Source organism: Bacteroides intestinalis DSM 17393 (assembly GCF_000172175.1).
Taxonomy (GTDB): domain Bacteria; phylum Bacteroidota; class Bacteroidia; order Bacteroidales; family Bacteroidaceae; genus Bacteroides; species Bacteroides intestinalis.
On record NZ_ABJL02000007.1, the window covers coordinates 185,578 to 210,930 of the forward strand.

Annotated in this window: 21 protein-coding genes; 8 read left to right on the forward strand and 13 right to left on the reverse strand. The window is 43.3% G+C overall.

All coding sequences use genetic code 11. The features are described 5' to 3' along the window. The first annotated feature begins 1 nt into the window (after nt 1). Entirely contained in the window at nt 2–4,096 is a 4,095-nt protein-coding gene (locus BACINT_RS04765; protein WP_007661009.1) for a hybrid sensor histidine kinase/response regulator transcription factor, read from the forward strand. Between the two features lie 45 nt (nt 4,097–4,141). Here BACINT_RS04765 and BACINT_RS04770 read toward each other — a convergent pair whose 3' ends face one another. The 10 genes from BACINT_RS04770 to BACINT_RS04815 form a co-directional block, all read right to left on the reverse strand. Then, nucleotides 4,142–4,540, reverse strand: coding sequence for a hypothetical protein (locus tag BACINT_RS04770; protein ID WP_044154867.1), 399 nt, complete (start codon nt 4,538–4,540; stop codon nt 4,142–4,144). A 475-nt stretch (nt 4,541–5,015) separates the two neighbouring features. Then, a complete protein-coding gene (metK, locus tag BACINT_RS04775; protein WP_007661011.1) occupies nt 5,016–6,308 on the reverse strand; it encodes a methionine adenosyltransferase in 1,293 nt (430 codons plus the stop codon). 264 nt (nt 6,309–6,572) lie between these two features. After that, the gene (locus tag BACINT_RS04780) at nt 6,573–7,586 is read right to left on the reverse strand and encodes a lysylphosphatidylglycerol synthase transmembrane domain-containing protein (RefSeq protein ID WP_007661013.1); all 1,014 of its coding nucleotides are present in this window, start codon (nt 7,584–7,586) and stop codon (nt 6,573–6,575) included. 67 nt (nt 7,587–7,653) lie between these two features. Continuing rightward, nucleotides 7,654–8,124 carry a 2-amino-4-hydroxy-6-hydroxymethyldihydropteridine diphosphokinase gene (folK, locus tag BACINT_RS04785; protein WP_007661014.1) on the reverse strand — a complete coding sequence of 157 codons (471 nt, stop codon included), beginning with the start codon at nt 8,122–8,124 and terminating at the stop codon, nt 7,654–7,656. After that, nucleotides 8,124–9,182, reverse strand: coding sequence for a tRNA preQ1(34) S-adenosylmethionine ribosyltransferase-isomerase QueA (gene queA, locus BACINT_RS04790; protein ID WP_007661017.1), 1,059 nt, complete (start codon nt 9,180–9,182; stop codon nt 8,124–8,126). The genes folK and queA overlap by 1 nt, the downstream gene beginning before the upstream one ends. Nucleotides 9,183–9,200: 18 nt before the next feature. Continuing rightward, nucleotides 9,201–9,902: a tRNA pseudouridine(55) synthase TruB gene (gene truB, locus BACINT_RS04795; RefSeq protein WP_007661020.1), complete on the reverse strand. Its 702-nt coding sequence runs from the start codon at nt 9,900–9,902 to the stop codon at nt 9,201–9,203. A 3-nt stretch (nt 9,903–9,905) separates the two neighbouring features. Further along, on the reverse strand, nt 9,906–10,709 hold the full coding sequence (locus BACINT_RS04800) for an undecaprenyl-diphosphate phosphatase (RefSeq protein ID WP_007661023.1): 804 nt from the start codon (nt 10,707–10,709) through the stop codon (nt 9,906–9,908). A gap of 59 nt (nt 10,710–10,768) precedes the next feature. Then, nucleotides 10,769–11,023 carry a DUF3098 domain-containing protein gene (locus BACINT_RS04805; protein ID WP_007661024.1) on the reverse strand — a complete coding sequence of 85 codons (255 nt, stop codon included), beginning with the start codon at nt 11,021–11,023 and terminating at the stop codon, nt 10,769–10,771. A 95-nt stretch (nt 11,024–11,118) separates the two neighbouring features. Continuing rightward, nucleotides 11,119–12,000, reverse strand: coding sequence for a cell division protein FtsX (locus BACINT_RS04810; RefSeq protein WP_007661027.1), 882 nt, complete (start codon nt 11,998–12,000; stop codon nt 11,119–11,121). Between the two features lie 74 nt (nt 12,001–12,074). Next, nucleotides 12,075–12,977, reverse strand: a complete 903-nt coding sequence (locus tag BACINT_RS04815; protein WP_007661030.1) for a class I SAM-dependent methyltransferase — start codon at nt 12,975–12,977, stop codon at nt 12,075–12,077. A gap of 195 nt (nt 12,978–13,172) precedes the next feature. On the opposite strand from BACINT_RS04815, the gene BACINT_RS04820 reads away from it, so the two are divergent. From BACINT_RS04820 to BACINT_RS24135, 4 genes are all read left to right on the forward strand, one after another. Next, complete coding sequence (locus BACINT_RS04820) at nt 13,173–15,158, forward strand: DUF3857 domain-containing protein (protein ID WP_007661031.1); 1,986 nt, start codon at nt 13,173–13,175, stop codon at nt 15,156–15,158. A gap of 11 nt (nt 15,159–15,169) precedes the next feature. Beyond that, nucleotides 15,170–17,059: a DUF3857 domain-containing protein gene (locus BACINT_RS04825; RefSeq protein WP_007661032.1), complete on the forward strand. Its 1,890-nt coding sequence runs from the start codon at nt 15,170–15,172 to the stop codon at nt 17,057–17,059. Nucleotides 17,060–17,401: 342 nt separating this feature from the next. After that, nucleotides 17,402–17,899 carry a DUF3836 domain-containing protein gene (locus BACINT_RS04830; RefSeq protein ID WP_007661033.1) on the forward strand — a complete coding sequence of 166 codons (498 nt, stop codon included), beginning with the start codon at nt 17,402–17,404 and terminating at the stop codon, nt 17,897–17,899. Nucleotides 17,900–18,056: 157 nt separating this feature from the next. Beyond that, a complete protein-coding gene (locus BACINT_RS24135; protein WP_007661035.1) occupies nt 18,057–18,401 on the forward strand; it encodes a hypothetical protein in 345 nt (114 codons plus the stop codon). A gap of 305 nt (nt 18,402–18,706) precedes the next feature. On the opposite strand, the gene BACINT_RS04835 is transcribed toward BACINT_RS24135, so the two are convergent. Beyond that, nucleotides 18,707–19,987, reverse strand: a complete 1,281-nt coding sequence (locus tag BACINT_RS04835) for a nucleoside hydrolase-like domain-containing protein (protein WP_007661037.1) — start codon at nt 19,985–19,987, stop codon at nt 18,707–18,709. Between the two features lie 79 nt (nt 19,988–20,066). Between BACINT_RS04835 and BACINT_RS04840 the strand changes: the two genes are divergently transcribed. Continuing rightward, nucleotides 20,067–20,915 carry a helix-turn-helix domain-containing protein gene (locus BACINT_RS04840; protein ID WP_007661040.1) on the forward strand — a complete coding sequence of 283 codons (849 nt, stop codon included), beginning with the start codon at nt 20,067–20,069 and terminating at the stop codon, nt 20,913–20,915. Between the two features lie 472 nt (nt 20,916–21,387). On the opposite strand, the gene miaB is transcribed toward BACINT_RS04840, so the two are convergent. Beyond that, a complete protein-coding gene (gene miaB, locus BACINT_RS04845) occupies nt 21,388–22,755 on the reverse strand; it encodes a tRNA (N6-isopentenyl adenosine(37)-C2)-methylthiotransferase MiaB (RefSeq protein ID WP_044154781.1) in 1,368 nt (455 codons plus the stop codon). A gap of 327 nt (nt 22,756–23,082) precedes the next feature. On the opposite strand from miaB, the gene BACINT_RS04850 reads away from it, so the two are divergent. Both BACINT_RS04850 and BACINT_RS04855 read left to right on the forward strand, forming a co-directional pair. Further along, a complete protein-coding gene (locus tag BACINT_RS04850) occupies nt 23,083–23,526 on the forward strand; it encodes a hypothetical protein (RefSeq protein ID WP_044154784.1) in 444 nt (147 codons plus the stop codon). Nucleotides 23,527–23,619: 93 nt separating this feature from the next. Next, nucleotides 23,620–25,116 carry an acetyl-CoA hydrolase/transferase family protein gene (locus tag BACINT_RS04855; RefSeq protein ID WP_007661046.1) on the forward strand — a complete coding sequence of 499 codons (1,497 nt, stop codon included), beginning with the start codon at nt 23,620–23,622 and terminating at the stop codon, nt 25,114–25,116. 67 nt (nt 25,117–25,183) lie between these two features. On the opposite strand, the gene BACINT_RS24140 is transcribed toward BACINT_RS04855, so the two are convergent. Then, nucleotides 25,184–25,336, reverse strand: coding sequence for a hypothetical protein (locus BACINT_RS24140; protein WP_007661048.1), 153 nt, complete (start codon nt 25,334–25,336; stop codon nt 25,184–25,186). Nucleotides 25,337–25,353: the final 17 nt, after the last annotated feature.

Below are 25,353 nucleotides of genomic sequence, written 5' to 3' on the forward strand. Positions count from 1 at the left end.
TATGAAGTATACGAAGACAATAACGCTAATCACAACCCTGCTCTGCTTCCTGCAGGGGCAGGGTTTAGCACTTGCTCAGAATAATCCAAACCAATACAATTACCTTTATCTTACTATCCGGAACGGATTATGCGACAACTCCATCCGAACCATACACAAAGATCGCAACTCATTCATGTGGTTCGGAACCTCCAACGGGCTCGACCGTTACGATGGTTACGAACTGAAACACTACTCCACAGCTCCCAGGCAACCGTATCAGTTTATTGAAAGTAATTATATTAATGACATTGACGAAGACGACAACAACTATTTGTGGGTAGCTTCCGAAGCCGGCATCATGAGCATTGATCTCCTTCACGAAAATCTCAACTTCTATAAGGAATACTCCGGTAAAAATAATAATGTGCTTTACTCTCCCGTTCAGGCCCTGCTTGTCGACGATTTCAATAATCTCTGGGTGGGTAAAAGTGACGGACTCGCCTACATCATTCTGAACGAAGAAAGGCAGATAAAAGATATCCGGATATTGAAGAAAGACGTGAATATCAAAACCATTGTAAAACACGGTAGTGATATCTGGGCGGGAGGCGACAAGTGTTTATTGCATTTCACCCCTTCGGGCAAACAAGATTATAGCAATATACCCGTAGTTACAAACTTAGATACTTCTCAGTTAATCTTCAACCGCCTGTTTTCGTATGGTGACTATCTGTGGATCGGTACTCAAAGTGGTTTATACTGCTATAACACCCAGAATCAGTTCTGTATACTCTATCAGCATAACCCCAATGATCCTCACAGCATTTCCTCCAACTTCATCACGGATATTGATAAAAACTCATCAGGCGACATCATTATCGGAACCAGAAACGGAGTGAACATATACCAGCGAAATGATCAATTCGTTACTTTCAGCAGAGGCATACAAACCCGGTCCCTGAATGATAATATCATCAACCGGATATTTGTTGATAAGAATGATAATATCTGGGTAGGGACCGACTTCGGCGGAATTAATATCATGGCTCCGCAACGCATAACTTTCAATTATTCACTGCAAGGGTATGAGAAAGGAGTACCCAACATCATCAGCACAGTGCTCGAAGACAAAGAAGGAAACATCCTGGCAGGAATTGTAGATGGCGGACTTGCTATTAAGAGGAAAGGTGCTGACTCCTTTTCGCTCTTCAAACACAGCCCGGGAGATCCGCGCTCACTGGCTCACAACAACATCTCGGATATCATTCAGGACCTGCACGGCAATTACTGGATATCAACAATAGGCGGAGGGCTGGATAAACTGGACAAAAATAATCTATCACATCCCGTATTCGAACATTACAACAGTTTGAATTCCTCCCTGACCTCCGATGACATCCATGACATAGCCTTGGACTCTGTCCGGAATGCATTGTGGATATGCAACGGCAGCCATATCAATACACTCGACTTCTCTACGGGAACCATCAACCGGCTAAAGTTCTACACACAGTCCAAAGAACCCGTTCATAACATGAATACAATCTTCATCGACTCACAGTCAAGATTATGGATTGGCGGAAACGGCGTGTATGTCATCGATCTGGAAAATTCCAGAAATACCTACGAATGTATATACTATCAGCACAAACTGGATGATCCCGAAAGCAAAATCAATGAAAAGATCACTTGTATATTCGAAACTAAAAAGGGGGAGATTTATCTGGGTAGCCTCGGAAATGGCATCTACCTGTTGGAAGACAACGGCAACAACGAAAAATATACATTCAAGAACTATGCCGTGCGCTGCGGTCTTTCGGACACCAGCATCTCGAACATTCTGGACGATGAGAACGGGAACCTGTGGATCAGTACCCTAAAAGGTGTTTACTTCTTCGATATCAACACAAAACGGGCCTTCAAATTCGATGAAGGAGACGGGTTGCTGGTGCCCCAGTTCTATAAAAGATCGGGCTGTAAGACCATCAATCACAATATGTTACTGGGAACTATCGATGGTTTCGTAACTTTCAGCCCGCTAGTAAACCTGCCCAAGCAAAAGCAGCGGACGATAACCCTCACCAGTGTTGTCTGTAACGGCAGCCAGCTGATACCTTATCTGAACAGCGATAATCTGCCTGTAAGTATCTCAACAACCAAGGAACTGCATTTATATCCACCGCAGAATTCCTTTGAAATCACATTCAGCTGCCTGGATTATATCGAACAGGAAAAGGTATTCTACTTCCATCGCATTCATGAACTGGAGGAGCACTGGAACACAGGATTGGTAAAGAGAAACGCCAAGTACACCAACCTGCCGCCGGGAAAATATACGCTGGAAATACGATGCACCAACCAAGACAACACATGGTCTACCAAGGCCACCTGTCTCAGCATTATTGTACATCCTCCATTCTATAAAACAGGATGGTTCTACTCACTTATCGCTATATTGATAATGTCCATTCTACTTTATATCATCTATTGGTATAATGCAAGGCAACAACATATCCAGAAACTTCTGAAAGAAAAGATAGAAATCATGTCCGAACAGATGGAGGCTATCAATAAAGAGAAGTTATCCTATTTCACCAACCTCGCACACGAGTTTAAGACACCCCTGACCCTGATACAAGGACCGGCAAGCCAGCTTGTCAGGCAAACTACCGATCCCAAAGAAAAAGAGGACTTACAGATTATCAACCGGAATGCTCAATACCTGCTTTCACTGGTCAACCAACTGATTGACTTGCGCAAGATCGATACCCAGAACTTAACGCTCAATTACTCTCAATTCAACTTCAGCAAGTTCCTGAACACAACAACAACCGACTTTTCCAGCCTGATGAAAGAACGAAATATCAGCTTTGAAAAGATATACCGCCTGAAGAGTGACCATATCTATTCTGATAAGGAAAACCTGCATAAGATACTGTTCAATCTATTATCCAACGCCATCAAGCATACTCCCGATAAAGGAAAAATCACATTGCATGCCAACCAATTCATCGACAAGTCGAACAAACTCATGCAGTTTATCTCCGTCACCAACAGTGGCAGCATAATAGCTCCTGACGAAATAGACAAAATATTCAACCGTTTCTACCGGATACCCGAACAGAACAAATATACAAACTACGGACAGAGCAGTACGGGCATCGGACTTCACATCGTAAAAGAGCTTATCAACCTATTAGGTGGAACAATTAAAGTCAAGAGTTCGGAAAAAGTAGGTGTATCTTTCAGATTATATTTCCCCATTGCGCTGGCGGACACAGCGGAGAATGAAATTCATGAAGAATATAAAGAGCCCGTACCCGTTGAAGACAAAATCGAGCCGTTCATTCCTATAGACAGGAGCAAGCCGACTTTGTTATTGGTAGAAGACAATCCCGATATGCGTCATTATATCAAGAATATGCTGAAAGAAAAATACAATATCGCTGAAGCAAACAACGGTGAGCAAGGCTATAAGACAGCCCAGAATATCGTGCCCGATTTTATTGTATCTGATCTAATGATGCCCGTATGCGATGGTTCCGACTTCTGCAAAAGACTGCGCGAGGACAAGTTTTTAAGTCACATTCCTTTCCTGCTTCTCACGGCAAATTCAAGTGAGACTGCCCGGATAGAAAGCTATGAAAACGGAGTAGACGGATATATCACCAAGCCTTTCGAACAATCCGTATTATTAGCCCACATAGACTCCATCTTGAAGAACAGGGATTTGCGTCAGAAGAAATTCGTAGAACAAGACTTAAATCCTATCCTGCTGGAAGTGGGACAGCCCGACCAGCAGTTCATGAACGAAGTTATGAATATTCTGGAAAAGAACTATGCTGATCCTCAATTCGGTGTAAAGGATCTGACAGAAAGACTGAACATCAGTTATACAGTAATTTATAAGAAATTCGTATCACTCACCGGACTTCCACCGGTACGTTTCATCCAATTATACAGGCTACAGATTGCCAAGAAAATATTAGAGAGTAGCACCAATAATGTCATTGTATCAGAAATAGCCTACCGGGTGGGATTTAATGACCCCAAGTACTTCACCCGTTGCTTTGTGAAACAATATAAGCAAACACCAAGCTCATTTTCCAAGTAGCATTACCTTAAAATTATGTTTATTTACGGCAATTTGCAGAAGGATTCATTTTATAACTTCCAGATCCCCTTCCGTAAATCCAACAGTTATGTGCTCCACCTGAAAGAGATTTATCTCCCCTAACTCAACCTTCAGTTCTTTCAAGACTTTTACCAGTCCTTTCAATATATTCTCCCATGGGATTGCACTCGAAAGTTGCAATGCATCACAGTTTCTTAGTCTTGGATCAAAATCCTCTTCGCATGCCCAGTCATCATCTTCTGCATCATACTGTTTGGCACCCGTCAACTCAAGTGTATAGCAACTTCCACCATCTTCTTCAACAGCTTCCCACAGATTGAAGTTCAATGCAACGATATCATCCGGTATAGTCTCATATTCATCAATGGACAAAAGCCAGTGCTTTACAATAGCCTTTACTTTCTGTTCATCAAAAATCTCCATAAGAGTACAGCAAGTCTGGAAATCCGGTTTACTTTCATTATCTCTCGTTAAAGAGAATATTTTTTTAAAGATATTGCCCATTCTTAATCAATTCAAAAGTGAATCTTCAATTATTTAATAACACCGTTGGCATTATTCCAAGCCTACAAAGATAATGACAAATCACAAATAAATTATATCTTCGTAGCCATATAAATAACTCTTTATTCAGAGAAAATGTTTTATTATTAAACAGAATAATCTAAAAAAGCGCACATCTACATTATTATTGAGAAGTCTATTCGCCATAACTTGCATAGTAAACACCAGTTTAGCTCCCGAACAAATGAGTGGGAAAAGTCATGGAATGGCTGATTAAGAAGATGTAACAAGAAAATAAAAAGCCGTCCTCTCCCCCGCAAAACGGAATGGAGAAAGACGGCTTCTATATAAATAGCTTGTAAAGCTACGCTGATTACTAACTGAAAGGAAAATACTACAGACCGAAAGCAGCCTTCACTTTATCCACATAATCCAGCTTTTCCCAAGTGAAGAGTTCTACTTCTACATCCTTGTCACCTTCATAACGAGATTTGAAGTGCTTGGTAATTACTTGCGGTTCACGTCCCAAATGGCCGTAAGCTGCAGTTTCCTGATAAATCGGATTACGGAGTTTCAAACGATCTTCAATGGCTTTCGGACGAAGATCGAAAAGTTCATCAATCTTCTTTGCAATCTCACCATCACTCATCGCTACATGACCGCGTCCATAAGTATTGACGTAAATATTGATGGGACGCGCCACACCAATAGCATAAGATACCTGTACCAGCATCTCGTCGGCTACACCGGCAGCTACCAGATTCTTGGCAATGTGACGGGCAGCATAAGCAGCACTGCGGTCTACCTTACTGGGGTCTTTACCTGAGAAAGCACCGCCACCATGAGCACCCTTACCACCATATGTATCTACAATAATCTTACGCCCTGTCAGACCGGTATCTCCATGAGGTCCGCCGATAACGAACTTTCCGGTAGGATTGACGTGATAAGTGATATGATCATTGAACAATGCCAAAACTTTCTCTGCATGAATGGAAGCTATGACACGTGGCATCAGGATATTAACGACATCCTGACGAATTGTGGCAAGCATTTCTTCATCCGCTTTCAACTGGGCAGCCTCGCTGCCGTCAGCCGGCTGAATGAAATCATCATGCTGAGTAGAAACTACAATCGTATCGATGCGTACGGGCGTGCCGTTATCATCGTATTCAATGGTTACCTGGCTCTTAGAGTCCGGACGAAGATAAGTCATTTCCTTACCTTCGCGACGGATGTCGGCCAGCACTTGCAGAATGCGGTGTGACAGGTCGAGAGAAAGAGGCATGTAATTTTCGGTCTCGTTAGTAGCATAACCAAACATCATACCCTGGTCGCCTGCACCCTGTTCCATAGGATCCTGACGCTCTACGCCACGGTTAATGTCGGGACTTTGCTCATGAATGGCGGACAATACACCGCACGAGTTACTTTCGAACATGTACTCGCCTTTTGTATAGCCGATTTTCTGAATTACTTCGCGCGCAATGAGTTGTAAGTCAACGTACGCTTTGGTTTTCACTTCTCCAGCCAGTACTACCTGTCCGGTAGTTACCAGAGTTTCGCAAGCTACTTTCGAACTGGGGTCGTAAGCCAACAGTTTGTCAAGCACAGCGTCCGATATTTGATCGGCCACTTTGTCGGGGTGTCCTTCAGACACCGATTCGGATGTGAATAAATATCCCATTTCAAATTAAAAATTAGAAATTAAAAATTAAAAGAAGTATGGAGATAAATGTGAGTAGAAGCATCAGCACGGAGCCGTCAGAAAAGGATGTTGTTTTAGCATTTTTTTCTGTGGTTGCAAGCTACTCAAATCTTTCCACATTTCATTTTCGGGTGCAAAGATAAAGGTTTTCGATGAATATAGTATATAATCAGGAAAGTATTAACACTTCTATAAACAGAATACCCACTTGTAGGTAAAGTGATCGGGATGCCTGAAGAGGCTTTAACATTCGGAAGAAGGCGGATCACCCGGTTTTCTATTGCCAACCTTTATCAATACCATGCCGATAACGATCCATAACAGTTCACGCAGCCGGGTAATCAGTCCCACATAAACACCCAGTGCCGGAGACATATGTAAGCCATCTACAGCCAGGGCCAGTCCACCTTCACGCGCCCCCAGCTGCATCGGGAAGAAGAATATCAGATTGCTGAACAGCGAGGAGAAAGCCAATATCAACACACAATCCCATCCACTCACTTCCGGGGTGAAGACGCGCAGAATGATGTATATTTCAAGGCTGGAGAATATGCGTGCCGAAAGCTCCAACAGCAGCGAACTGTAGAAAGTAATCTTATGTTGGCTATGCAACAAGGCTATCTGACTATCAATCTGTTCCAGAGTATCTTTTTGTTTCACAATGAAACGATGTGCCCACCGTTTGACAAACGGTACCTTCTGCAGAAACCGGAAAGTCTTCACCGTCATTCCATTCTTATATCCACGGGCAAAGAAATAGATAGCCAGCAGGCAGAATGCTCCTATTGCAGTGAGCAATATCGACATAAAGGTATTCACAGGATACAGGAAGATATATAAGAATATGGAAAGAAACCAAAACCAGAAGTGAGAAAAGATATGCATCATCACGTACAGAATGACGGAAGAGGTAGCCTTACTTACACCCACATAGGGAGTCAGCTCCATAATCCGGTACGGTTCGCCTCCCATCAGTCCGCCGGGCGTGGCATAATTGATGGCAAAACCGGTGATCGACAGTTTGCAGACCGTCCAGAAAGGAACGCGATACTTACGGTCATCCCTGATTATCAGATACCACGAACAGGTATTTATCAGATAGACAAAGAACCACAACAGCATGATCACAGGAAACCAAAAGCCCACGCGCTTCAGATTCTCCCATATATCGGAATAATCCATATCCATCGTGCAAAGCATGACAACGATAGCCAGCACACCAAAAAGCAAGAACAAGTTGCGATATTTATTCTTCATACTGTTTTTATAACACAAGCATTCTATTCCTACAACACAAGTATTTCATTTTTGTAACACAAGTATTCTATTTCTGAGACACAAGTGTCCTATAAAGCTCCTGCATAGTCTTTTTTAACACAGGATGCAGTACATCAGGGGCAATTTCCGCCAGCGGTTCCATCACAAAAGCACGTTCCTGCATCAACGGATGGGGAAGTTTCAATGTAGGGGTATCCAGAATAAGATCATCATACAACAACAAGTCGACATCTATCACACGGTCACTATACACACCATTTACAGATTTATGAATACGTCCCATCTCCCGCTCAATGGACTGCGACTCAGAAAGTACCTCTAAGGGAGAAAGCATAGTTTCTATACAGACAGCAGCATTCAGGAAAGCATTGTCCGAGGAGAACCCCCACGGAGCAGTAGCATAAAAAGCGGACAGGGAAATCACTTTCCCTATCCGCTTCTCAATATATTGCACGGCAAGACGGAGATTCTGCTCCTTATTGCCTAAGTTAGTCCCTAAACTGAAATAGACGTACATTACTTATCCGTAATCAACATCGCATCGCCATACGTACCGAAACGGTAACCTTCCTTCAGAGCCACATTATACGCCTCCATTACCTGATCGTATCCACCGAAAGCAGCAACAATCATCAACAAAGTAGAAAGCGGCATGTGGAAATTGGAAATCATCGCATTTGCCACTGTAAAGTCGTAAGGAGGGAAGATGAACTTGTTCGTCCAGCCTTCGTACGGTTTCAGATGTCCGTCTGTACTTACGGTGCTCTCGATAGCACGCATCACGGTAGTACCCACGGCACAAACCTGTCTGTTCATATCCTTGGCACGGTTCACAATGCTGACGGCTTCTTCGTTCACAACCATTTGTTCAGAGTCCGTCTTATGCTTCGTGAGGTCTTCCACATCAATGTCGCGAAAATTACCCAAACCAGCATGAAGAGTAATATAAGCAAAATCGATACCCTTGATTTCCAAGCGCTTCATCAGTTCACGGCTGAAGTGCAGACTGGCAGTAGGAGCCGTTACCGCACCTTCATTGCGAGCAAAGATAGACTGGAAACGTTCTGAATCATCCGGTTCTACAGGACGATTGATAATGCTATGCGGCAGTGGGGTTTCGCCCAATGCGTACAAAGCTTTCTTAAACTCATCGTGCGGACCGTCATAAAGGAAACGGAGCGTACGACCGCGAGAAGTCGTATTGTCAATAACTTCAGCCACCATAGAATCGTCGTCACCGAAATACAGCTTATTGCCGATACGTATCTTACGGGCAGGGTCTACCAATACATCCCACAAACGGAGTTCTTCGTTCAGCTCGCGAAGAAGGAATACCTCGATACGGGCACCGGTCTTTTCCTTATTACCATACAGACGGGCAGGGAATACTTTCGTATCATTGAAGATGAACACATCTTTGTCATCAAAGTAGTTCAGAACATCTTTGAATTCCTTGTGCTCAATCTCACCTGTCTTTCTGTGAAGCACCATAAGGCGCGATTCATCTCTATACTTTGTAGGGTGCAAAGCAATCTTCTCTTCCGGAAGCTTAAATTTAAATTGCGACAGTTTCATATCTATTCTTTCTTTAAGTTATTCTTCAATTTCTATCTCCTGAGCATCTATCCACTCTTTAAAATTCATCGGGTCAAGGCAATCTTCCAATCGGACATCGCCTACGCGAGTACGTTCCAAAGCCGTAAGATGAGCACCGCTATTCAGCGCTTCACCGATGTCACGTGCCAAGGCACGGATATACGTACCTTTGCTGCACACCACGCGGACTTTAATCTCCGGCAAGTTACATTCCAGCAACTCTATCTCGTCAATCACCAACAACTTCGGCTTCAACTCTACCTCTTCACCTTTACGTGCCAGATCATAAGCACGTTTGCCATTCACCATACAGGCTGAAAAGGCGGGAGGCACCTGTTGTATCTCACCGATAAATGTCTTCAACGTCTCTTCCACCAACTCCCGCGTAATATGCTCCGTAGGGTAAGTGGCATCTATCTCGTGTTCCAGATCGTAGGAAGGAGTGGTGGCGCCCAACTGAATGGTGGCAACATATTCCTTCGTATGGTACTGAAACTCTTCAATTCGCTTCGTAGCCTTACCTGTGCAGACAATCATCACCCCTGTAGCCAAAGGATCGAGTGTACCGGCATGGCCTACTTTCAATTTCTTCACTTTCATCCGTCGGCAGATGTGGTAACGCGCATGTCCCACAACTTTAAACGAAGTCCATCCCAACGGTTTATTGAAATAGAGTACTTCTCCTTCTTTAAACTTCATCTGCTATCCTTGCATTTGTGAAATTACAAGGGTCACAATACCGGCAATCGCACAATAAACCGCGAAGTATATCAGTTTCCCCTTTTTCACAATATTAATCATCCACTTACAAGCCAAACAACCCGATACAAAAGCCGCAATGAAGCCTATCAACAATGACAACGTTGAAATACTTCCGGCAATATCTTCGCCTTTCATCAACTTCATACCATCTAGCAGGCCTTCACCCAATATCGGTGGCATCACCATCAGAAACGAGAACTGAGCCAACTTTGCCTTATTATCGCCCAGCAATAACCCTGTAGCAATTGTAGTTCCGGAACGTGAAAGTCCGGGAAGTACAGCACAAGCCTGAGCCAAACCGATAATGAATGCATCTTTCATAGAAATATTCTCTTTCTGCTTCGGCTTATAATAATAAGAGAAAGACAATAAAGCAGCCGTCACCAGCAACATACAGCCTACGATCAGTAAACCTGAACCAAAGACCGTTTCCACCTCATCTTTAAAAAATACACCTACAATACCGATGGGCACCATAGAAATCAGGATATTAATTACATAGCGTGTCTCTTCATTCATCTGCCACTTGAACAGCCCCTTGAAAATCCATTCTATCTCTTTCCACAGAACTACCAACGTACTGAACACCGTAGCCACATGTACTACTACCGTAAATGCCAGATTTTCTTCCCCTTCAATACCAAATAATGCCGAACCGATAGCCAAATGTCCGCTACTACTTACCGGCAAATACTCTGTCAAACCCTGGATTATCCCAAGGATGAGCGCCTCAAACCATTCCATGTAGTTTATTTATGATTTATAATTTATGATAGAAGGCACATCCTCCCACACATAGCATTTCATTCTTTCATTCCTTCATTATCCGTTTGCTTGTCACGCGGTTTACGCAACACTGCATATATCATAAGTAAGAAGCCCGCAAGGCAAACCACCGGAGCAACTTTAATACGTCTTGCACTAAAAATATCCGGTTCAAAGTGCGTCGGTGTAGACACCGGACCGGTCATCAGGATAAAGCCGATAATCACTACCGCCATTGCAACTGCAAGCAGGATAAAATTGGTTTTATCGAAAGCAAATTTCTGTTTACTCATCTCTTTATTTATGATTTAATTATTTACGGTTTAACTTCATTCAAAACATTTCTTATTTTTCCATTCATGTATAGTTCCGATTGAAGCAATTATACTTATATGTAATACAGTGTACTTGCCTTCATCCGCAGGAACTTATTAATGGACAGGTATGCACAGAACCACGTAATGCACACCCCGAACACAAGCACCGATACGGAAACCAGCATCATAACATTAGGCGTAATAACACTGATCAAATCTGGCTCATACACCACCAACCAGTAGGCAGCACCCCACAAAATCCCATCGGCAATGACAGCAGCCAATACACCTATCCAAAAGTTACGCCACAGGAACGGACGGCGTATAAAACTCCAACTCGCCCCTACCAATTTCATTGTATGAATGAGAAAGCGCTTGGAATAGATTGTCAACCGGATGGTATTATTAATCAATGCAAAGGATATGAACGCCAATAATACCGCCAACCCCAGTAACATCAGGCTTATGTTGCGGATATTCTCATTGACCATGTTTATCAGATCTTCCTGGTAACGCACTTCCTGTACATTGGTATTCTTCTTTATCTGTTTCTCTATTTTAGCTATACTGTCGGTATTCGCATAATCAGAGTGCAACTTCACTTCGATAGATGCATGAAGCGGATTATAACCCAGAAAATCTTGCGGGTCTGTTCCCATTGCTTCAATCTGCTCGCGAAGCGCCTGCTTCTTCGAAATATACTCCGTAGACCGTACAAACACTTCCTTATCCAGCCTCTTTTGTAACTTCAGAATATCTGCCTCCTTCATATCATCACTAATGATAATAGAGAAATTGATATTCTCCTTCACATACACAGACAGATTATGGGCAGTCAGCACGAAAAACACCACCAACCCCAACAACAGCAATACCAACGTAGTACTGATACTGGAGGTAATGAACTGCATATCAAAATAGGATACGGAATTATTTTTGCTTTTCGTCTTCATACCTTCATTTCTTCCTTTATCACCTTCTTATCACTCTATCACTTTACCACCCTATCACCTTTTATCTTATCCCCCTACTTCTGTTTCTTTCTGAATACATAAATCATCGAACTGCTCCGTTCCTTGCTTCCCAATGCACTGAACCATGCCAGCGTACCACTAAGCATGCCCCGGAAGAAAGACAGAGAACGTCCCATATACTTTTCACTCAACATCGATACATAGAATGCATCAAATGGCATCGGATAGCGTGCAGCCAATATAAACTCATGCTTGGCACCCAACTTCTGAATGGTACCCGGCGTAAAATGCCACAAATGGCGCGGAACATCATAAGCAGCCCAATGTGCACCATACTTCTTAGCATCATAAGAAGAACAGTTAGGCACTGCAATAATCAGTACACCCTTTTCCGTCAGGAGTTTATTCAATGTATCCCACGTCTCATTCAAATGTTCCAAATGCTCCATAACGTGCCACAAAGTAATGACATCAAAGCTGCCGGGAGCAAAATCCTGCAATGCGGTATCAGGCTTTATATCCAGATTGAAGTGTTCCTTAGCAAATACGCGTGCCTGCGCATTCCTTTCCACTGCCTCCACCTGCCAGCCTCGCTTCTGCATAGCATCGGCAAAATATCCTGTTCCCGTACCGATATCCAGCAGACGTCCTTCCTTACGATGTGCTTCGCGAACCACCAAGCGCGCCTTACGGCCCAGCATATAGCTACGCACCCAGTGGTACACCCTGTTCATAAGGCCTTTTTTCGTATCGGAATGGGAAATGTAATCGGGAGTTTCATAATATCTGCCTATCTCGGCTTCCACAGGAAAATCCTGCGTAAAGAGAAAGCTACAATCCTGACAACGACACAGATAGAATGCTTCGCTGGAAGCATAATGGTCTATGCAAGTCATAGCACGCTCTATATGTGCACTACCGCATACCGGACAGACTTTTATGGTGAGTTTATTCATTGAACATTATGCAATAATGAAGTGCAGTCCGAATCAATCAGACCACACTATACCCGAATTTGGTGCAAAATAACAAATAAAAAGTGACGCTACGGGCTTTCTTTAAGGAGTTTTAATAAAAGAGAGGAATAAACGCTTGTTTTAAATGAAAAAAACATATATTTGCGGAAACAACAACACTCAATTCAAAACTATATGAAAAACGCTTTATTGACTTTACTATGCTATCTTTGCTGTCTCCAACTATTTGCCGACGAGCAAACAATTATTCCCAATCTAAAGTTTGGAAAACCTACCATGGAAGAGTTGACCATGACTACCTATGCGCCCGACTCTAATGCCACCGCCGTTATTCTATGTAAACTGACCAATGTCAGCTACAAATGGGGGCTTGAAAGCTTCCGCCTCGTTTCTGAGTATAAAGTAAAAATCAAAGTACTCAAACCGGAAGGTACATCTTACGCCAATGTTACGATTCCCTACTATGAATTGGCCAACAACACCATGAAAGAAAATATCATCGGTTTGGATGCCAGCGCTTATAATATGGAAAACGGGAAAATGGTACGTACCAAAATGAAAAAAGATATGGTATTCAAAGAGCGCCTTAACGAAAACCAGATGACTCTGAAATTCTCCATCCCGCAAGTAAAAGCAGGGACTTTGATAGAATATGAATACCGGTTAGAATCAGACTTCTTCTTCACCATCGACAGCTGGAAAGCACAAAGTGACATTCCTACTTTATATGCTGAATACGATATAATCATTCCCGAATATTTCAAGTTCAATACAGACATGCGCGGCATGGAGAGTCTGGAGACAAAAAGCGAATCCACTTCTCTCAGTCTCTCTATCGGGGGACAGTTCTTCCAATGCACCGGATCACACATGAATTTTCGGGGAACTCAACTACCCGCCTTGAAAGACGACAGTTACGTGTGGTGTGCAGATGACTACTGTACACAGGTAAATTTAGAACTACTGGGAATTGATTTTCCCGGTTCTCTCTATCAATCGTTCACAAAAAGCTGGGAACAAATTGATGAAGCATTGCTCAAAGACAATGAATTCGGTGGCAGACTGAAAATGAGCAATCCTCTTAAAGAAGAGATGAATGCACTACATCTTGAACAGATGAAAGGAACAGAAGAAAAGATATGTGCCATCTACACTCTACTCAAAAATAAGGTGAAATGGAATGAGAAATACAACTTATACGGTAAAGCCCCAAAGCAAATACTGAAAGAGGGTACAGGAAGCAATGCTGATTTAAACTTCATCCTCATCAGTATGTTGACAGATGCCGGAATACCTGCCTATCCGGTAGTAATGAGCCGGCGGAATATGGGCATACTCCCCCTGACCCACCCCAGCCTTCAGAAACTAAATACTTTCATCGTAGGTATTGCCCACACAGACACCACCTTGGTTTATCTGGACAGTTCAGTAGAAGACGGCTACCTCAATGTACTGCCTCCTCTACTTATGACCAACCGCGCCCGGGTCATCATTCCGGGTAACCACAGTCAATGGGTTAATCTGGAAGCTCTCGGAACAAACCAGTTGAGATCCGCCGTTATTGCCAGCATTTCTCCTGAAGGTACCATTTCTGGTACACGCGAAACACTTTATGCAGGTCAGTATGCTTCCCGCTTACGGAATAAGTTCCGCACGGCAAAGGACAGCACCGACTTTGTCAACAAGCTGGCTTCCGAAGAAAACATCCAGGTCAAGTCACTCCGGATAGAAGGAAGAAACGGCTTCTCACCACAAGTACGTGAAGTAATGGAATTCGAAAAACAATCTACAGTTAACGACCAGTTTATTTACGTCAATCCGCTTGTATTCCTGCATGTTTCCGAATCCCCTTTCAAACAATCAGAAAGAAAGCTCCCTGTAGAATTTCCTTATACGGACCATCTGTCACTGACCGCTAATCTGACTATCCCAGAGGGATATGTAGTAGATGAGAAGCCGGAAGGTCTAAGGGTGCAAACAGGTGATGAGAAAGTATTCTGCCGGTATACCATCACCCAGCAAAACAATCAGGTCACTCTCAGATACCTTTTCAGGTTGCAAAAGCTATTATTCCTGAATACCGATTATCCCGAACTGCAGCAATTATGGGAAATAATAGTAAAGAAGAATAATGAAATAATGGTTTTAAAGAAACTCTAATAGAGAGATTTATGAAAACAAACAAGTTCTTGATCGGATTTCTGTTACAAGCCACCGTTTGTTCCAGTGGTCTGCACGCCCAAACAGATTTACATGCCAATGCTTATTCCATCATACAGGATGCCGTAACGGATATTGTATGTACCTCTCCTACCGATGCCATTCAGAAAGAGAAACGCGTAATACAAATACTGGATGAAAAAGGGAAAGGGGATGCCTCTTTTGTCTGTATGTGCGACCGCTTTTCCTCTTTAAAGAAATTCTCCGGAGAAGTCCGCGATGCCTCCGGCAACGTCATCCGTAAGATAAAAAAGAGCGAGCTGAAAGTAACCGAATACTCGGATGAACTTGTTAGCGACGATTATTATTATTTCTTTGAATACACTCCATCGCGATACCCTATAACCATCACCTATGAATGGGAAATAAAGAATAGCGACGGTCTCATCGGCTATCCCAGTTTCCTACCACAAAAGAATTATAACCAGTCCGTCGCACAAGCAAGTTATCGCATTCTCACTCCGGCCGATAATCCCTGTCGTTACCGTACAATCAATATGCAGGCAGAGGTCAGCCAAAAGCAAACGGCGGACGGAAACTGGCTGACAGAAGTTAAAGTTCAGTCCCTACCCGCCATTCAGAAAGAGCCTTACAGCCCTGCCCTCTCCGAACTATTGCCACGCATCTATTTCACTCCCCGGAATTTCTCTTTTGAAGGAACTAAAGGAAGTATGGATAACTGGCAAACATACGGTGCATGGCAATATCAGTTACTAAGCGGCAGAGATCAGATTCCCCCGGCACTAAAAGAAGAACTGCAAAGGCGGACAGCAAACTGCAATACCCCTTATGAGAAAATAGCCGCAGTATACCAGTATCTTGCATCCACTACACGTTATGTCAGCATACAACTCGGTATCGGTGGCCTACAGCCCATTGCCGCTGCCGATGTACACCGTACCGGATTCGGTGATTGTAAAGGACTATCCAACTATATGCGTGCCATGCTTACAGAGTTAGGAATTCCATCTACCTATACTGTAATCAGTACTACAAACAGACGCCTGTTAGCCGATTTTGCCAGTGCCAACCAGAATAACCACGTCATCCTGCAAGTGCCGTTACCTAACGATACACTTTGGATCGAATGCACTAACCCTACTCTGCCCTTGGGTTATGTACATCACTCCATAGCCGGACATGATGCTTTACTTATCGGCCCTGATGGCGGAACACTTTACCGACTACCGACCTATGCCGATTCCTTGAGCACCCAAGTCAACGACGCTCTCATCTCCCTTCAACCGGATGGAAGCGCCAAAATCGAAGTAAAACAAAGTTCACGCCTGTTTCAATATGAAGATAAAGCAGATATCATAAACATAGAACCTGCCCGGCAGAAAGACTGGCTACGCTCAGACATCAGTCTTGTACAAGCTAAAGTAGATAATATTCGCTTCAAAGAGACCAAACAAAAAGAGCCTCAACTGGATATTCATTACACCATCGAAAGCAGCCAGTATGGAAATAAAACCGGAAAGCGTCTGTTCATCCCCGTCAACATATTCCATAAAGGCTTCTATAGCCCAAGCAACCAAGGTGAGCGTACTCAAGATATTCAAATCAATTACGGTTATCTTGATATAGACAGCCTCAACATCCGGTTACCGGAAGGATACGAAATAGAATCACTACCTAAAACTACAGATATGGAAACTAAATTCGGCAAATTTCATTCTTCCATCACCTTAGAAGAAGGTGGAAATATTCTTATTGTGCACCGGCTATTGTTCCATCAAGGAAATTATCCCAAAGAAGATAATACAGACTTCATGGATTTCCGCAAAAATGTCGCTACACAATATGCAGCGAAAATCATAGTGAAAAAGAGCGGGGAGTAATCAAATAGAAATCCTTCATAGCATATAGCATGTAACCAATAAAGAGTTATTGGTTACATGCTATATGTTTTAAACTCATGTTTTAAAAAGAATAAATATTTCGATTTATTTCTGATCACTGTTCGATAATGAGCGGACAGTTGTCCGATAATGAACAGGTTGCACTCTTAAACAGCCACTGATTATCAACGCATTATCACTTTGGCACAGGAATTGACTTCTATTAAGCGAAAGCGGTCAGCAAAAAAATAAAGATTAACTGCCACTTTTCAGCAAGTAGTTCCGTCTAACAGATAAGAGCGAAAACCCAATAGAATTAGTAACAATTTAAAAATAAAGATTATGAAAACTACAAGTTTATTTAAAGCAGTCGCATTGGTAGCTATTATGATAGCAAGTGTTCTTAACTCCGAAGTGAAAGCTCAGGATGGTTTCATAACAAATCAGGTGATGAACGGCGAATTGGTAGCATCAAAAACTATCTTCAAAAAAGATGGCTCTTACCTCCAACGCCACATGCAGTACACCTTTTCATACGATGATCAGAACCGTTTGATCAGCAAAGAGGCTTCCAAATGGGATGGTGCAAAAGATGAATGGGTACCCTATTTCAAAATGACTTACCAGTACAGCGATAATGAAATAATAATGAACTATGGTCGCTGGAACGAATCTCACAAAGCTTTTGACGAAGCAATTCAGAAAAGTGTATACGAACTGAATGATGCAAATATGCCGACGGCTTACAAAGCCTACAAGCAAGATAATAAATCAGATTGGACTCTGGTTGACCACAAACAGATGGACTTCACAACTAATCTATTGGCAATTGCAAAGTAAAAATACAGAAATTAAAGTTAACCATTAGTTAAAGAGCACGGATCGAGAGATTCGTGTTTTTTTATAATAAGGTTCAGGAGATATCTATGGAGATACCCCGAACTTCACACATTGTATTCACCGGTTCCTCTTTATTACAAATTGACTTTTCCATAGTTTGCGACATGGCTATTACCCTTTCTATAAAGAAGCTCCGGCTTCCTATCCTCTACGCCTGCAACAAGTCATTACTACCATTCTTGAAAATGACCTGCCTGCGGTAGAAAAGGTAGAGTATGTTTCTATCAAAAAGATGAAACGCCTATTGATGATTGTTTCACAAATGGTTCCTTCATCATGCTTTATTCCGAAAAGAATAATATGCAGCAGCTTACCAAATGGAAAATCCAGTGTAAGCTGTCTGTTATTACTCTGCCGCTCATTGCAGGCCACCGATAAAAAAGCAATCAAAAGAATTATTAAAGCTATATTGTTTTTCATTGTATCCGCCATATTACTATAAGTTGTAGCGCAAAGATAGAATTTTATATCAAAATGTAAGAATAGTTTGGTAATAGTTTACTTCAATACAAAGAATATAACTTTAACCCCGTCAACCGGATTGCAAAATGGCTACACCCTTTCACCCGGATGGTGTAGCCCTAAGCATAAAAGGGTGTAGCCATCCGGGAGAAAGGGTGTAGCCATTACAGGGAACTGATTATTAACTATTTATAAGTTTCTAAATTCATAAAAATGAAGAAACAGACATGGCCGGAAAGACATCCGCACCTTCTCATAAGTTTCTCCGTTGTATAAAAAAATCGGTTAATCCTTCAGATATTGCAACCGTTTTCCCCAGTCTTCCATAACTGCCTGACGCCACTTGTAGACAGTCTCAGCCCCCTGAAGGTTCCGCCAGAACAATGCAGGGTCACTCTTGTCAGTGTACCAGTTGGGACCCACCTTGCAGTCGGTGGCAGACTCCCGGCCCGGCCACAGGTTTTCAATGGTTATGGCACCTTCCAGCGCAGGAAAACCGGGTATATCGGAAGTAATGGTATAGGGGAGCGTGCCGAGGTAATACGTAGAATGACGCACGGCATAATCACCACCTCCGAGGTGGAATCCGTCCCACTCCTGCCGCCCTATAGTAAGGGTGAAGCAGGCCGAGTCCGCTGGAATATCGGGACGGTCGGGACCTTTGACATGAAACTCGATAATCGAATAGATGGGTACGGTGTCCGCAGCCGTGGTAAGCCGGTGGAAGACCGGTCGCGAACTGCGTGCGGTTGGTTCGAAGCTGCCTCCCCATGACTCGCCCTCAGGATCATCGGGATTGCCGTCCATCACATAAAGAAGTGCCGGTGTGTCGCCCATCTTGGGGATGCCCTTGTAATAATTGATAAAGTCTGCGCCAAGATGCCCTGCACCTTTGATGTAAGCATCATAATATCCGGCATTGTATTTATCTTTCACTTTATTTTGGGTGATAAAACCCCGATAAGAAGCGTTGTCTTCAATCATCCACAAGTTGGGAAAATTCTCGACTATATAGGCATAACTGTTAGTACTCCACTTTTTGTTAGGACCTCCAATCCAGTAGACACGGATTTTGTCAACAATGTCAGGCGCATCGTGAAGGGCTTGAGCCACGTCGTCAAGTCCGCCCCACACAGATATCCACAGCGGGCGTTCATCCTGCCGACGCGCACATTGCACTATCCACCGGGAACCTTCGGTGGGAGTAAGGAATCCCCGATAAGGAGCCGCTCCCTTACGCCCTTGCTTGGTTATGGCGCGAAGTTCTGCGGGAGACATCAGCCCCTTAATATGTTCGGACAGTTTGGGAAGGTCTTTCTCGTAGAGGTCGATCATGCGGAGAATTTCTTCCCGGTTTCCCGAACCGTAAGAAGGAGAAGAGACAATTCCTTCAAGGTCAAGACAATCAGTATACATCAGCAGATGAGCCATTGACTGATTGTCGTCAGGATCCGTTCCCCCGATGTCAGTACTAACGAGCACACGCGGTTTTATAATGTCAGTAGCCTGAATCTGTGTCCCGATCAGGCCTAAGATCAAAATGGCAAGTAATACTAATCTTTTCATGATAGTTTGCTAATTTAAGATTTATTCTGCAAATTTACGCTCGAAATTCAATTTAAACCACCCATAAATTCGTAAAAACATGTCAGATTCCGAGAAATTGAAGACTTTCGATGAAAAACGTGACGAGTTTAAGCCCTACGGCCTGACGTGTGAGATCTGGCGTCCGCAGCTTATGCCGAAAATCGATCGTCATAACGAGATTGAGCTTAATTATATTCCCGAAGGGGGTATTACCTATTTCTTCCCTACAGGAAAAGTGACGGTTCCACCTCGCAAAATTACGCTGTTTTGGGGGCTTATACCCCACAAGATCATTAAAAGTGAATCTGACGCACCCTATTTTGTGGTCACTATACCGTTTAACCTCTTTTTAGGCTGGAGATTGCCTTCAACCATTGTCAATAGAATTCTCGGAGGGGAAGTTGTAGTCGAGACCGTCGAGTCAGAGTGCAGACTCGACAAGCCAATGTTTGAGAGGTGGGTTTCTGATATGGCAAGCAAGCAAAATCAGGAGGCGGTAAGCCTTGAGATTCAAGCCCGAATATTGCGGTTAACAAAAAATATGTCTGTATCCGAAGCCAAGCCCACTGCCATACTTAACCCTGCCGACGCGTCGATTTTGGAAAGGATTGTAGTCTATATTGCCCACAACCATAACCGCCCAATAAAAATTTCCGATATTGGACGGGCTGTGGGGCTTCACCCCGATTACGCCAATGCTATTTTCAAGAAGGCCTTTGGTTGCACGTTAAGTCGTTATGTAGCAGAGGAACGGATAGGCCAAGTCAAACGCAAACTTATTCTGACAGACATGAGCATAACGCAGATAGCCTTTGAATGCGGATTCAATTCAATCAGCCGTTTCAACAATACTTTTTTTAACATCTGCGGACAGACTCCCCGATGCTATCGCGAACAAAACAAGTGAAACTATTTCAGGCTGCTATATAAGTAAGTTTTATCAAAGCCATACCAAAGCCTATCATGCCACTTGAATATACACACTTCACATGATAATTACCATAGGATAATATATTTTCCTCCTATGATTGTTTCTCCCTAAATGCTCCATTTTGTGATGCCTACAGATGTGATTCAGCAGCGTCACTACTATGAAGCACGTGCTTCACAGTTGTAAAGCACGATACCCACATCCGTGGTCACTACTAAAATAATGGTTATCAACAAAATACAGATGATTAGTTTTCTTAATGAACATAAGGGATTGACATTTACAATCCCTATTTGGAATGGACAAAAACAGGCAGGTGTAAGTAACTTTACCTACACGCCGTTTTTATCTACCTACACCACACTCTAACACCGATGAACAGGGAGGTACAGAGCATGAGTGCAAGCGTGCAAGTAAAAGTATACTAAAATCTTATGTATGTTTGAGGTCAGACTTCTTCCCCCTTCAGCGTTGCGGAACTGGCTTCGGTAATCTTCACCATTACAAAATCACCCACGCGATGTGTACCCCGGTCGAATACTACCACCCGATTTTGCTCCGTACGTCCTACAAGCTGCTCACGGGAACGTTTGGAAACACCTTCCACCAACACTTCATACGTCTTGCCGATGCAACGGGCGTTAGACTCGGCAGACAGACGATTCTGCAAAGCGATAATCTCATTCAGCCGACGTATCTTCACCTCTTCAGATACATCATCCGGCAGATGCTTGGAAGCATACGTACCCGGACGCTCGGAATATTTAAACATGAAAGCCGAATCGTAACCACATATTTCCATCAAGGAAAGGGAAAGCAGGTGATCTTCCTCCGTTTCGGAATGGAAACCGGAAAATATATCTGTAGACAGACCACAATCGGGGATGATACGACGAATAGCATCCACACGTCCCAAATACCACTCACGGGTATATTTACGATTCATCAATTTCAGAATACGAGAGCTTCCACTTTGTACAGGCAGATGGATATGCTTACATACATTAGGGACTTGTGCAATGACTTCCAGCGTTTCGTCACTCATATCTTTAGGGTGCGAAGTAGTGAAACGGACACGTACCCCTGGCGCAGCCTCGGCTACAGTACGGAGCAGCATAGGGAAAGTAACAACCTCCCCATCCGGTTTCTCAAAACGGTAGGAATTTACGTTTTGTCCCAACAGAGTAACTTCCTTATAGCCTTTAACCACGAGGTCGGACACTTCGTTAAGGATGCTTTCCACATCACGACTACGCTCCCGCCCACGGGTATAGGGAACGATACAATACGTACAGAAGTTATTACATCCGCGCATGATGGATACAAATCCGGAAATGTGGTTTCCACAAATACGCGAAGGGATCACATCTCGGTAAGTTTCGGTAGTAGAAAGCTCCACATTGATAGCTTTCTCGCCTGCCTCTACAGCTGCAACCAGATCAGGAAGAGTGAGATAAGCATCAGGCCCTACCACCAAGTCGACGTGATGATTCGTTATCAAATCATCCTTTACCCGCTCGGCCATACATCCCAATACTCCCACAATCAGATTTCGTTTTTTCTTTTTAAGTGAATGGAAGAACTCTAAACGATTCAGGATTTTCTGTTCGGCATTGTCGCGAATGGAGCAGGTGTTCATAAACACGGCATCCGCTTCTTCCAACGTATCTGCCGTTGAGTATCCCGCCATCTGCATCACAGAGGCAATCACTTCACTGTCCGCCACGTTCATCTGGCAGCCATAGGTTTCAATGAACAACTTCTTGTTGTCATCAGCAGTTGCAGATTTAAAGTCTGCTCCCGTTATTTTTTCCATAATTTCTTTTTTTTTATTTCGGTTGCAAAGATACGCCTTCGGCACTAAATTACAGATGAAATGAGGAAAAATAACACTCAATAGTTAGAAAATGAAGAATTTCTGATAATTAATGTTAAGAGACTAAACATTTTTGAGGTAGATGTTTGGCGTAAAGCAATTAATTTCACAATTTTGTGCAATGAAAGAAACATTAGATTTTTTCATAGTTAAGGTTTAGGTTAAAAAAAATAAGGGGAGCTGTGAAGCTGCCCTTTTTTCATGTTTAAAAATTGGCTGTAATTCAGATAATTTAGTTACCTTTGGCGATGAAAAACTTAAATGAGTATGGATGACATATTACAGTTTCTGTTAATCGCAGGCATAATCGTTATCGGAATTGTCAAACAATTCAAGAAAGAAGCAAAAAAGAACGCTGACAACAGCCCCGCTATGCCCATGCCGGACACAGACTTTGACGATGACGCACTGCCCATTCCTGAAAGCTGGGGAAAGACTTATGGCGGATATATCCCCGAAGGTCCCCGACCGGAACCAAAACCCGTTTCCACAGCTAAAGAAGAATACCAATTCTCTTCTTCAAAACATATTTTTGGAGGAGATCCTGCAAATACATCCCCCAAACCTATTACGGCTCCGCCGAAACAGAAGATTTCTCCTCCTCCATCCGTACAGCAAAAGCCCGAAACTGATTCCGAATATGCGATCCATTCGGCAGAAGAAGCACGAAAAGCTATTATCTGGTCGGAAATACTGCAACGAAAGTATTAACAAACGGAAAGTTGAGAGTTGAAAATGAAGAGTTGAGAGTAACTCTTCCGGTAACTTACGAATTTTCACACAGAAAAAATAACTAAATACATTATGGCACTCAATTACATCTCGGCAGCGGAAGCTGCAAGCCTGATTAAACATGGCTACAACATCGGCTTGAGCGGATTTACTCCCGCAGGAACAGCCAAAGCCGTTACGGCTGAATTAGCAAAAATAGCAGAAGCAGAACATGCAAAAGGTAATCCCTTTCAGATAGGTATCTTTACCGGTGCTTCTACGGGTGACTCCTGCGACGGCATACTTTCACGCGCCAAAGCTATCCGCTACCGTGCTCCTTACACAACCAATTCTGATTTCCGTAAAGCTGTGAACAACGGAGAAATCGCTTATAACGACATCCACTTGTCACAGATGGCACAGGAAGTCCGTTACGGTTTCATGGGCAAAGTAAACATTGCCATCATCGAAGCTTGTGAAGTGACTCCCGATGGTAAAATCTACCTGACTGCAGCCGGTGGTATCGCTCCTACAGTTTGTCGCCTTGCCGACCAGATCATCGTGGAACTGAATGCTGCTCACAGCAAGAATGCTATGGGTCTGCACGATGTATACGAACCGCTTGATCCGCCTTACCGTCGTGAAATTCCTATCTACAAACCGAGCGACCGCATCGGTCAGCCGTATATTCAAGTAGACCCGAAAAAGATTGTAGGTATAGTAGAAACCAACTGGCCGGATGAAGCACGTAGCTTTGCCGATGCCGATCCATTGACTGACAAGATTGGCCAGAATGTAGCCGACTTCCTGGCTGCGGACATGAAGCGTGGTATTATCCCGTCAACATTCTTACCGCTGCAATCCGGTGTAGGTAACATTGCCAACGCCGTACTTGGTGCACTGGGACGTGATAAAACGATTCCGGCATTTGAAATGTACACAGAAGTGATTCAGAACTCCGTAATCGGACTGATTCGCGACGGTCGTGTGAAATTCGGTAGCGCTTGCTCACTGACTGTAACCAACGACTGCCTGCAAGGCATTTATGACGATATGGATTTCTTCCGTGATAAACTGGTACTCCGTCCTTCGGAAATCTCTAACAGTCCCGAAGTCGTTCGCCGTTTAGGAGTTATTTCCATCAACACAGCTATCGAAGCTGACCTCTACGGAAATGTAAACTCTACGCATATCGGCGGTACGAAGATGATGAATGGTATCGGTGGAAGCGGTGACTTCACGCGTAATGCTTATATCTCCATCTTTACTTGTCCGTCCGTTGCCAAAGAAGGCAAAATCAGTGCTATTGTTCCGATGGTATCTCACCACGACCACACAGAACACGACGTCAACATCATCATTACCGAACAAGGCGTTGCTGACTTGCGTGGCAAGAGTCCGAAAGAACGTGCACAGGCAATCATTGAAAATTGTGTTCACCCGGATTACAAGAATATCCTCTGGGATTACCTGAAACTAACCGATGGTAAGTCTCAGACTCCGCAAGCTACCCGTGCTGCACTGGCTATGCATGCAGAACTTGCCAAAAGCGGAAATATGCAAAACGTAGACTGGGCACAGTACAAGTAAATACTTTAAAAACGGGGCTTGCCACCATACAGATAGCAAGCCCCGTTTATATTTTCTACAAAAGTCATTATACGGCAATCCAACTGCCCAATATTTTTCCTGCATTATAAACAATACAAAAACAGAAAGCAACAATACCTATATAGACCAACCAACGAGTAAATTCATTTCCCATAAGCTTTTGCCAAACACTCTTCAATACATCAATTATTCCTTTCATTTTAATTGTTTTTCTTA

Excerpts from the sequence above, each read along its gene's own strand:
- BACINT_RS04765 (WP_007661009.1), top strand. The coding sequence starts at position 2 with ATGAAGTATACGAAGACAATAACGCTAATCACAACCCTGCTCTGCTTC.
- BACINT_RS04770 (WP_044154867.1), bottom strand. The coding sequence starts at position 4,540 with ATGGAGATTTTTGATGAACAGAAAGTAAAGGCTATTGTAAAGCACTGG.
- metK (WP_007661011.1), bottom strand. The coding sequence starts at position 6,308 with ATGGGATATTTATTCACATCCGAATCGGTGTCTGAAGGACACCCCGAC.
- BACINT_RS04780 (WP_007661013.1), bottom strand. The coding sequence starts at position 7,586 with ATGAAGAATAAATATCGCAACTTGTTCTTGCTTTTTGGTGTGCTGGCT.
- folK (WP_007661014.1), bottom strand. The coding sequence starts at position 8,124 with ATGTACGTCTATTTCAGTTTAGGGACTAACTTAGGCAATAAGGAGCAG.
- queA (WP_007661017.1), bottom strand. The coding sequence starts at position 9,182 with ATGAAACTGTCGCAATTTAAATTTAAGCTTCCGGAAGAGAAGATTGCT.
- truB (WP_007661020.1), bottom strand. The coding sequence starts at position 9,902 with ATGAAGTTTAAAGAAGGAGAAGTACTCTATTTCAATAAACCGTTGGGA.
- BACINT_RS04800 (WP_007661023.1), bottom strand. The coding sequence starts at position 10,709 with ATGGAATGGTTTGAGGCGCTCATCCTTGGGATAATCCAGGGTTTGACA.
- BACINT_RS04805 (WP_007661024.1), bottom strand. The coding sequence starts at position 11,023 with ATGAGTAAACAGAAATTTGCTTTCGATAAAACCAATTTTATCCTGCTT.
- BACINT_RS04810 (WP_007661027.1), bottom strand. The coding sequence starts at position 12,000 with ATGAAGACGAAAAGCAAAAATAATTCCGTATCCTATTTTGATATGCAG.
- BACINT_RS04815 (WP_007661030.1), bottom strand. The coding sequence starts at position 12,977 with ATGAATAAACTCACCATAAAAGTCTGTCCGGTATGCGGTAGTGCACAT.
- BACINT_RS04820 (WP_007661031.1), top strand. The coding sequence starts at position 13,173 with ATGAAAAACGCTTTATTGACTTTACTATGCTATCTTTGCTGTCTCCAA.
- BACINT_RS04825 (WP_007661032.1), top strand. The coding sequence starts at position 15,170 with ATGAAAACAAACAAGTTCTTGATCGGATTTCTGTTACAAGCCACCGTT.
- BACINT_RS04830 (WP_007661033.1), top strand. The coding sequence starts at position 17,402 with ATGAAAACTACAAGTTTATTTAAAGCAGTCGCATTGGTAGCTATTATG.
- BACINT_RS04835 (WP_007661037.1), bottom strand. The coding sequence starts at position 19,987 with ATGAAAAGATTAGTATTACTTGCCATTTTGATCTTAGGCCTGATCGGG.
- BACINT_RS04840 (WP_007661040.1), top strand. The coding sequence starts at position 20,067 with ATGTCAGATTCCGAGAAATTGAAGACTTTCGATGAAAAACGTGACGAG.
- miaB (WP_044154781.1), bottom strand. The coding sequence starts at position 22,755 with ATGGAAAAAATAACGGGAGCAGACTTTAAATCTGCAACTGCTGATGAC.
- BACINT_RS04850 (WP_044154784.1), top strand. The coding sequence starts at position 23,083 with ATGGATGACATATTACAGTTTCTGTTAATCGCAGGCATAATCGTTATC.
- BACINT_RS04855 (WP_007661046.1), top strand. The coding sequence starts at position 23,620 with ATGGCACTCAATTACATCTCGGCAGCGGAAGCTGCAAGCCTGATTAAA.
- BACINT_RS24140 (WP_007661048.1), bottom strand. The coding sequence starts at position 25,336 with ATGAAAGGAATAATTGATGTATTGAAGAGTGTTTGGCAAAAGCTTATG.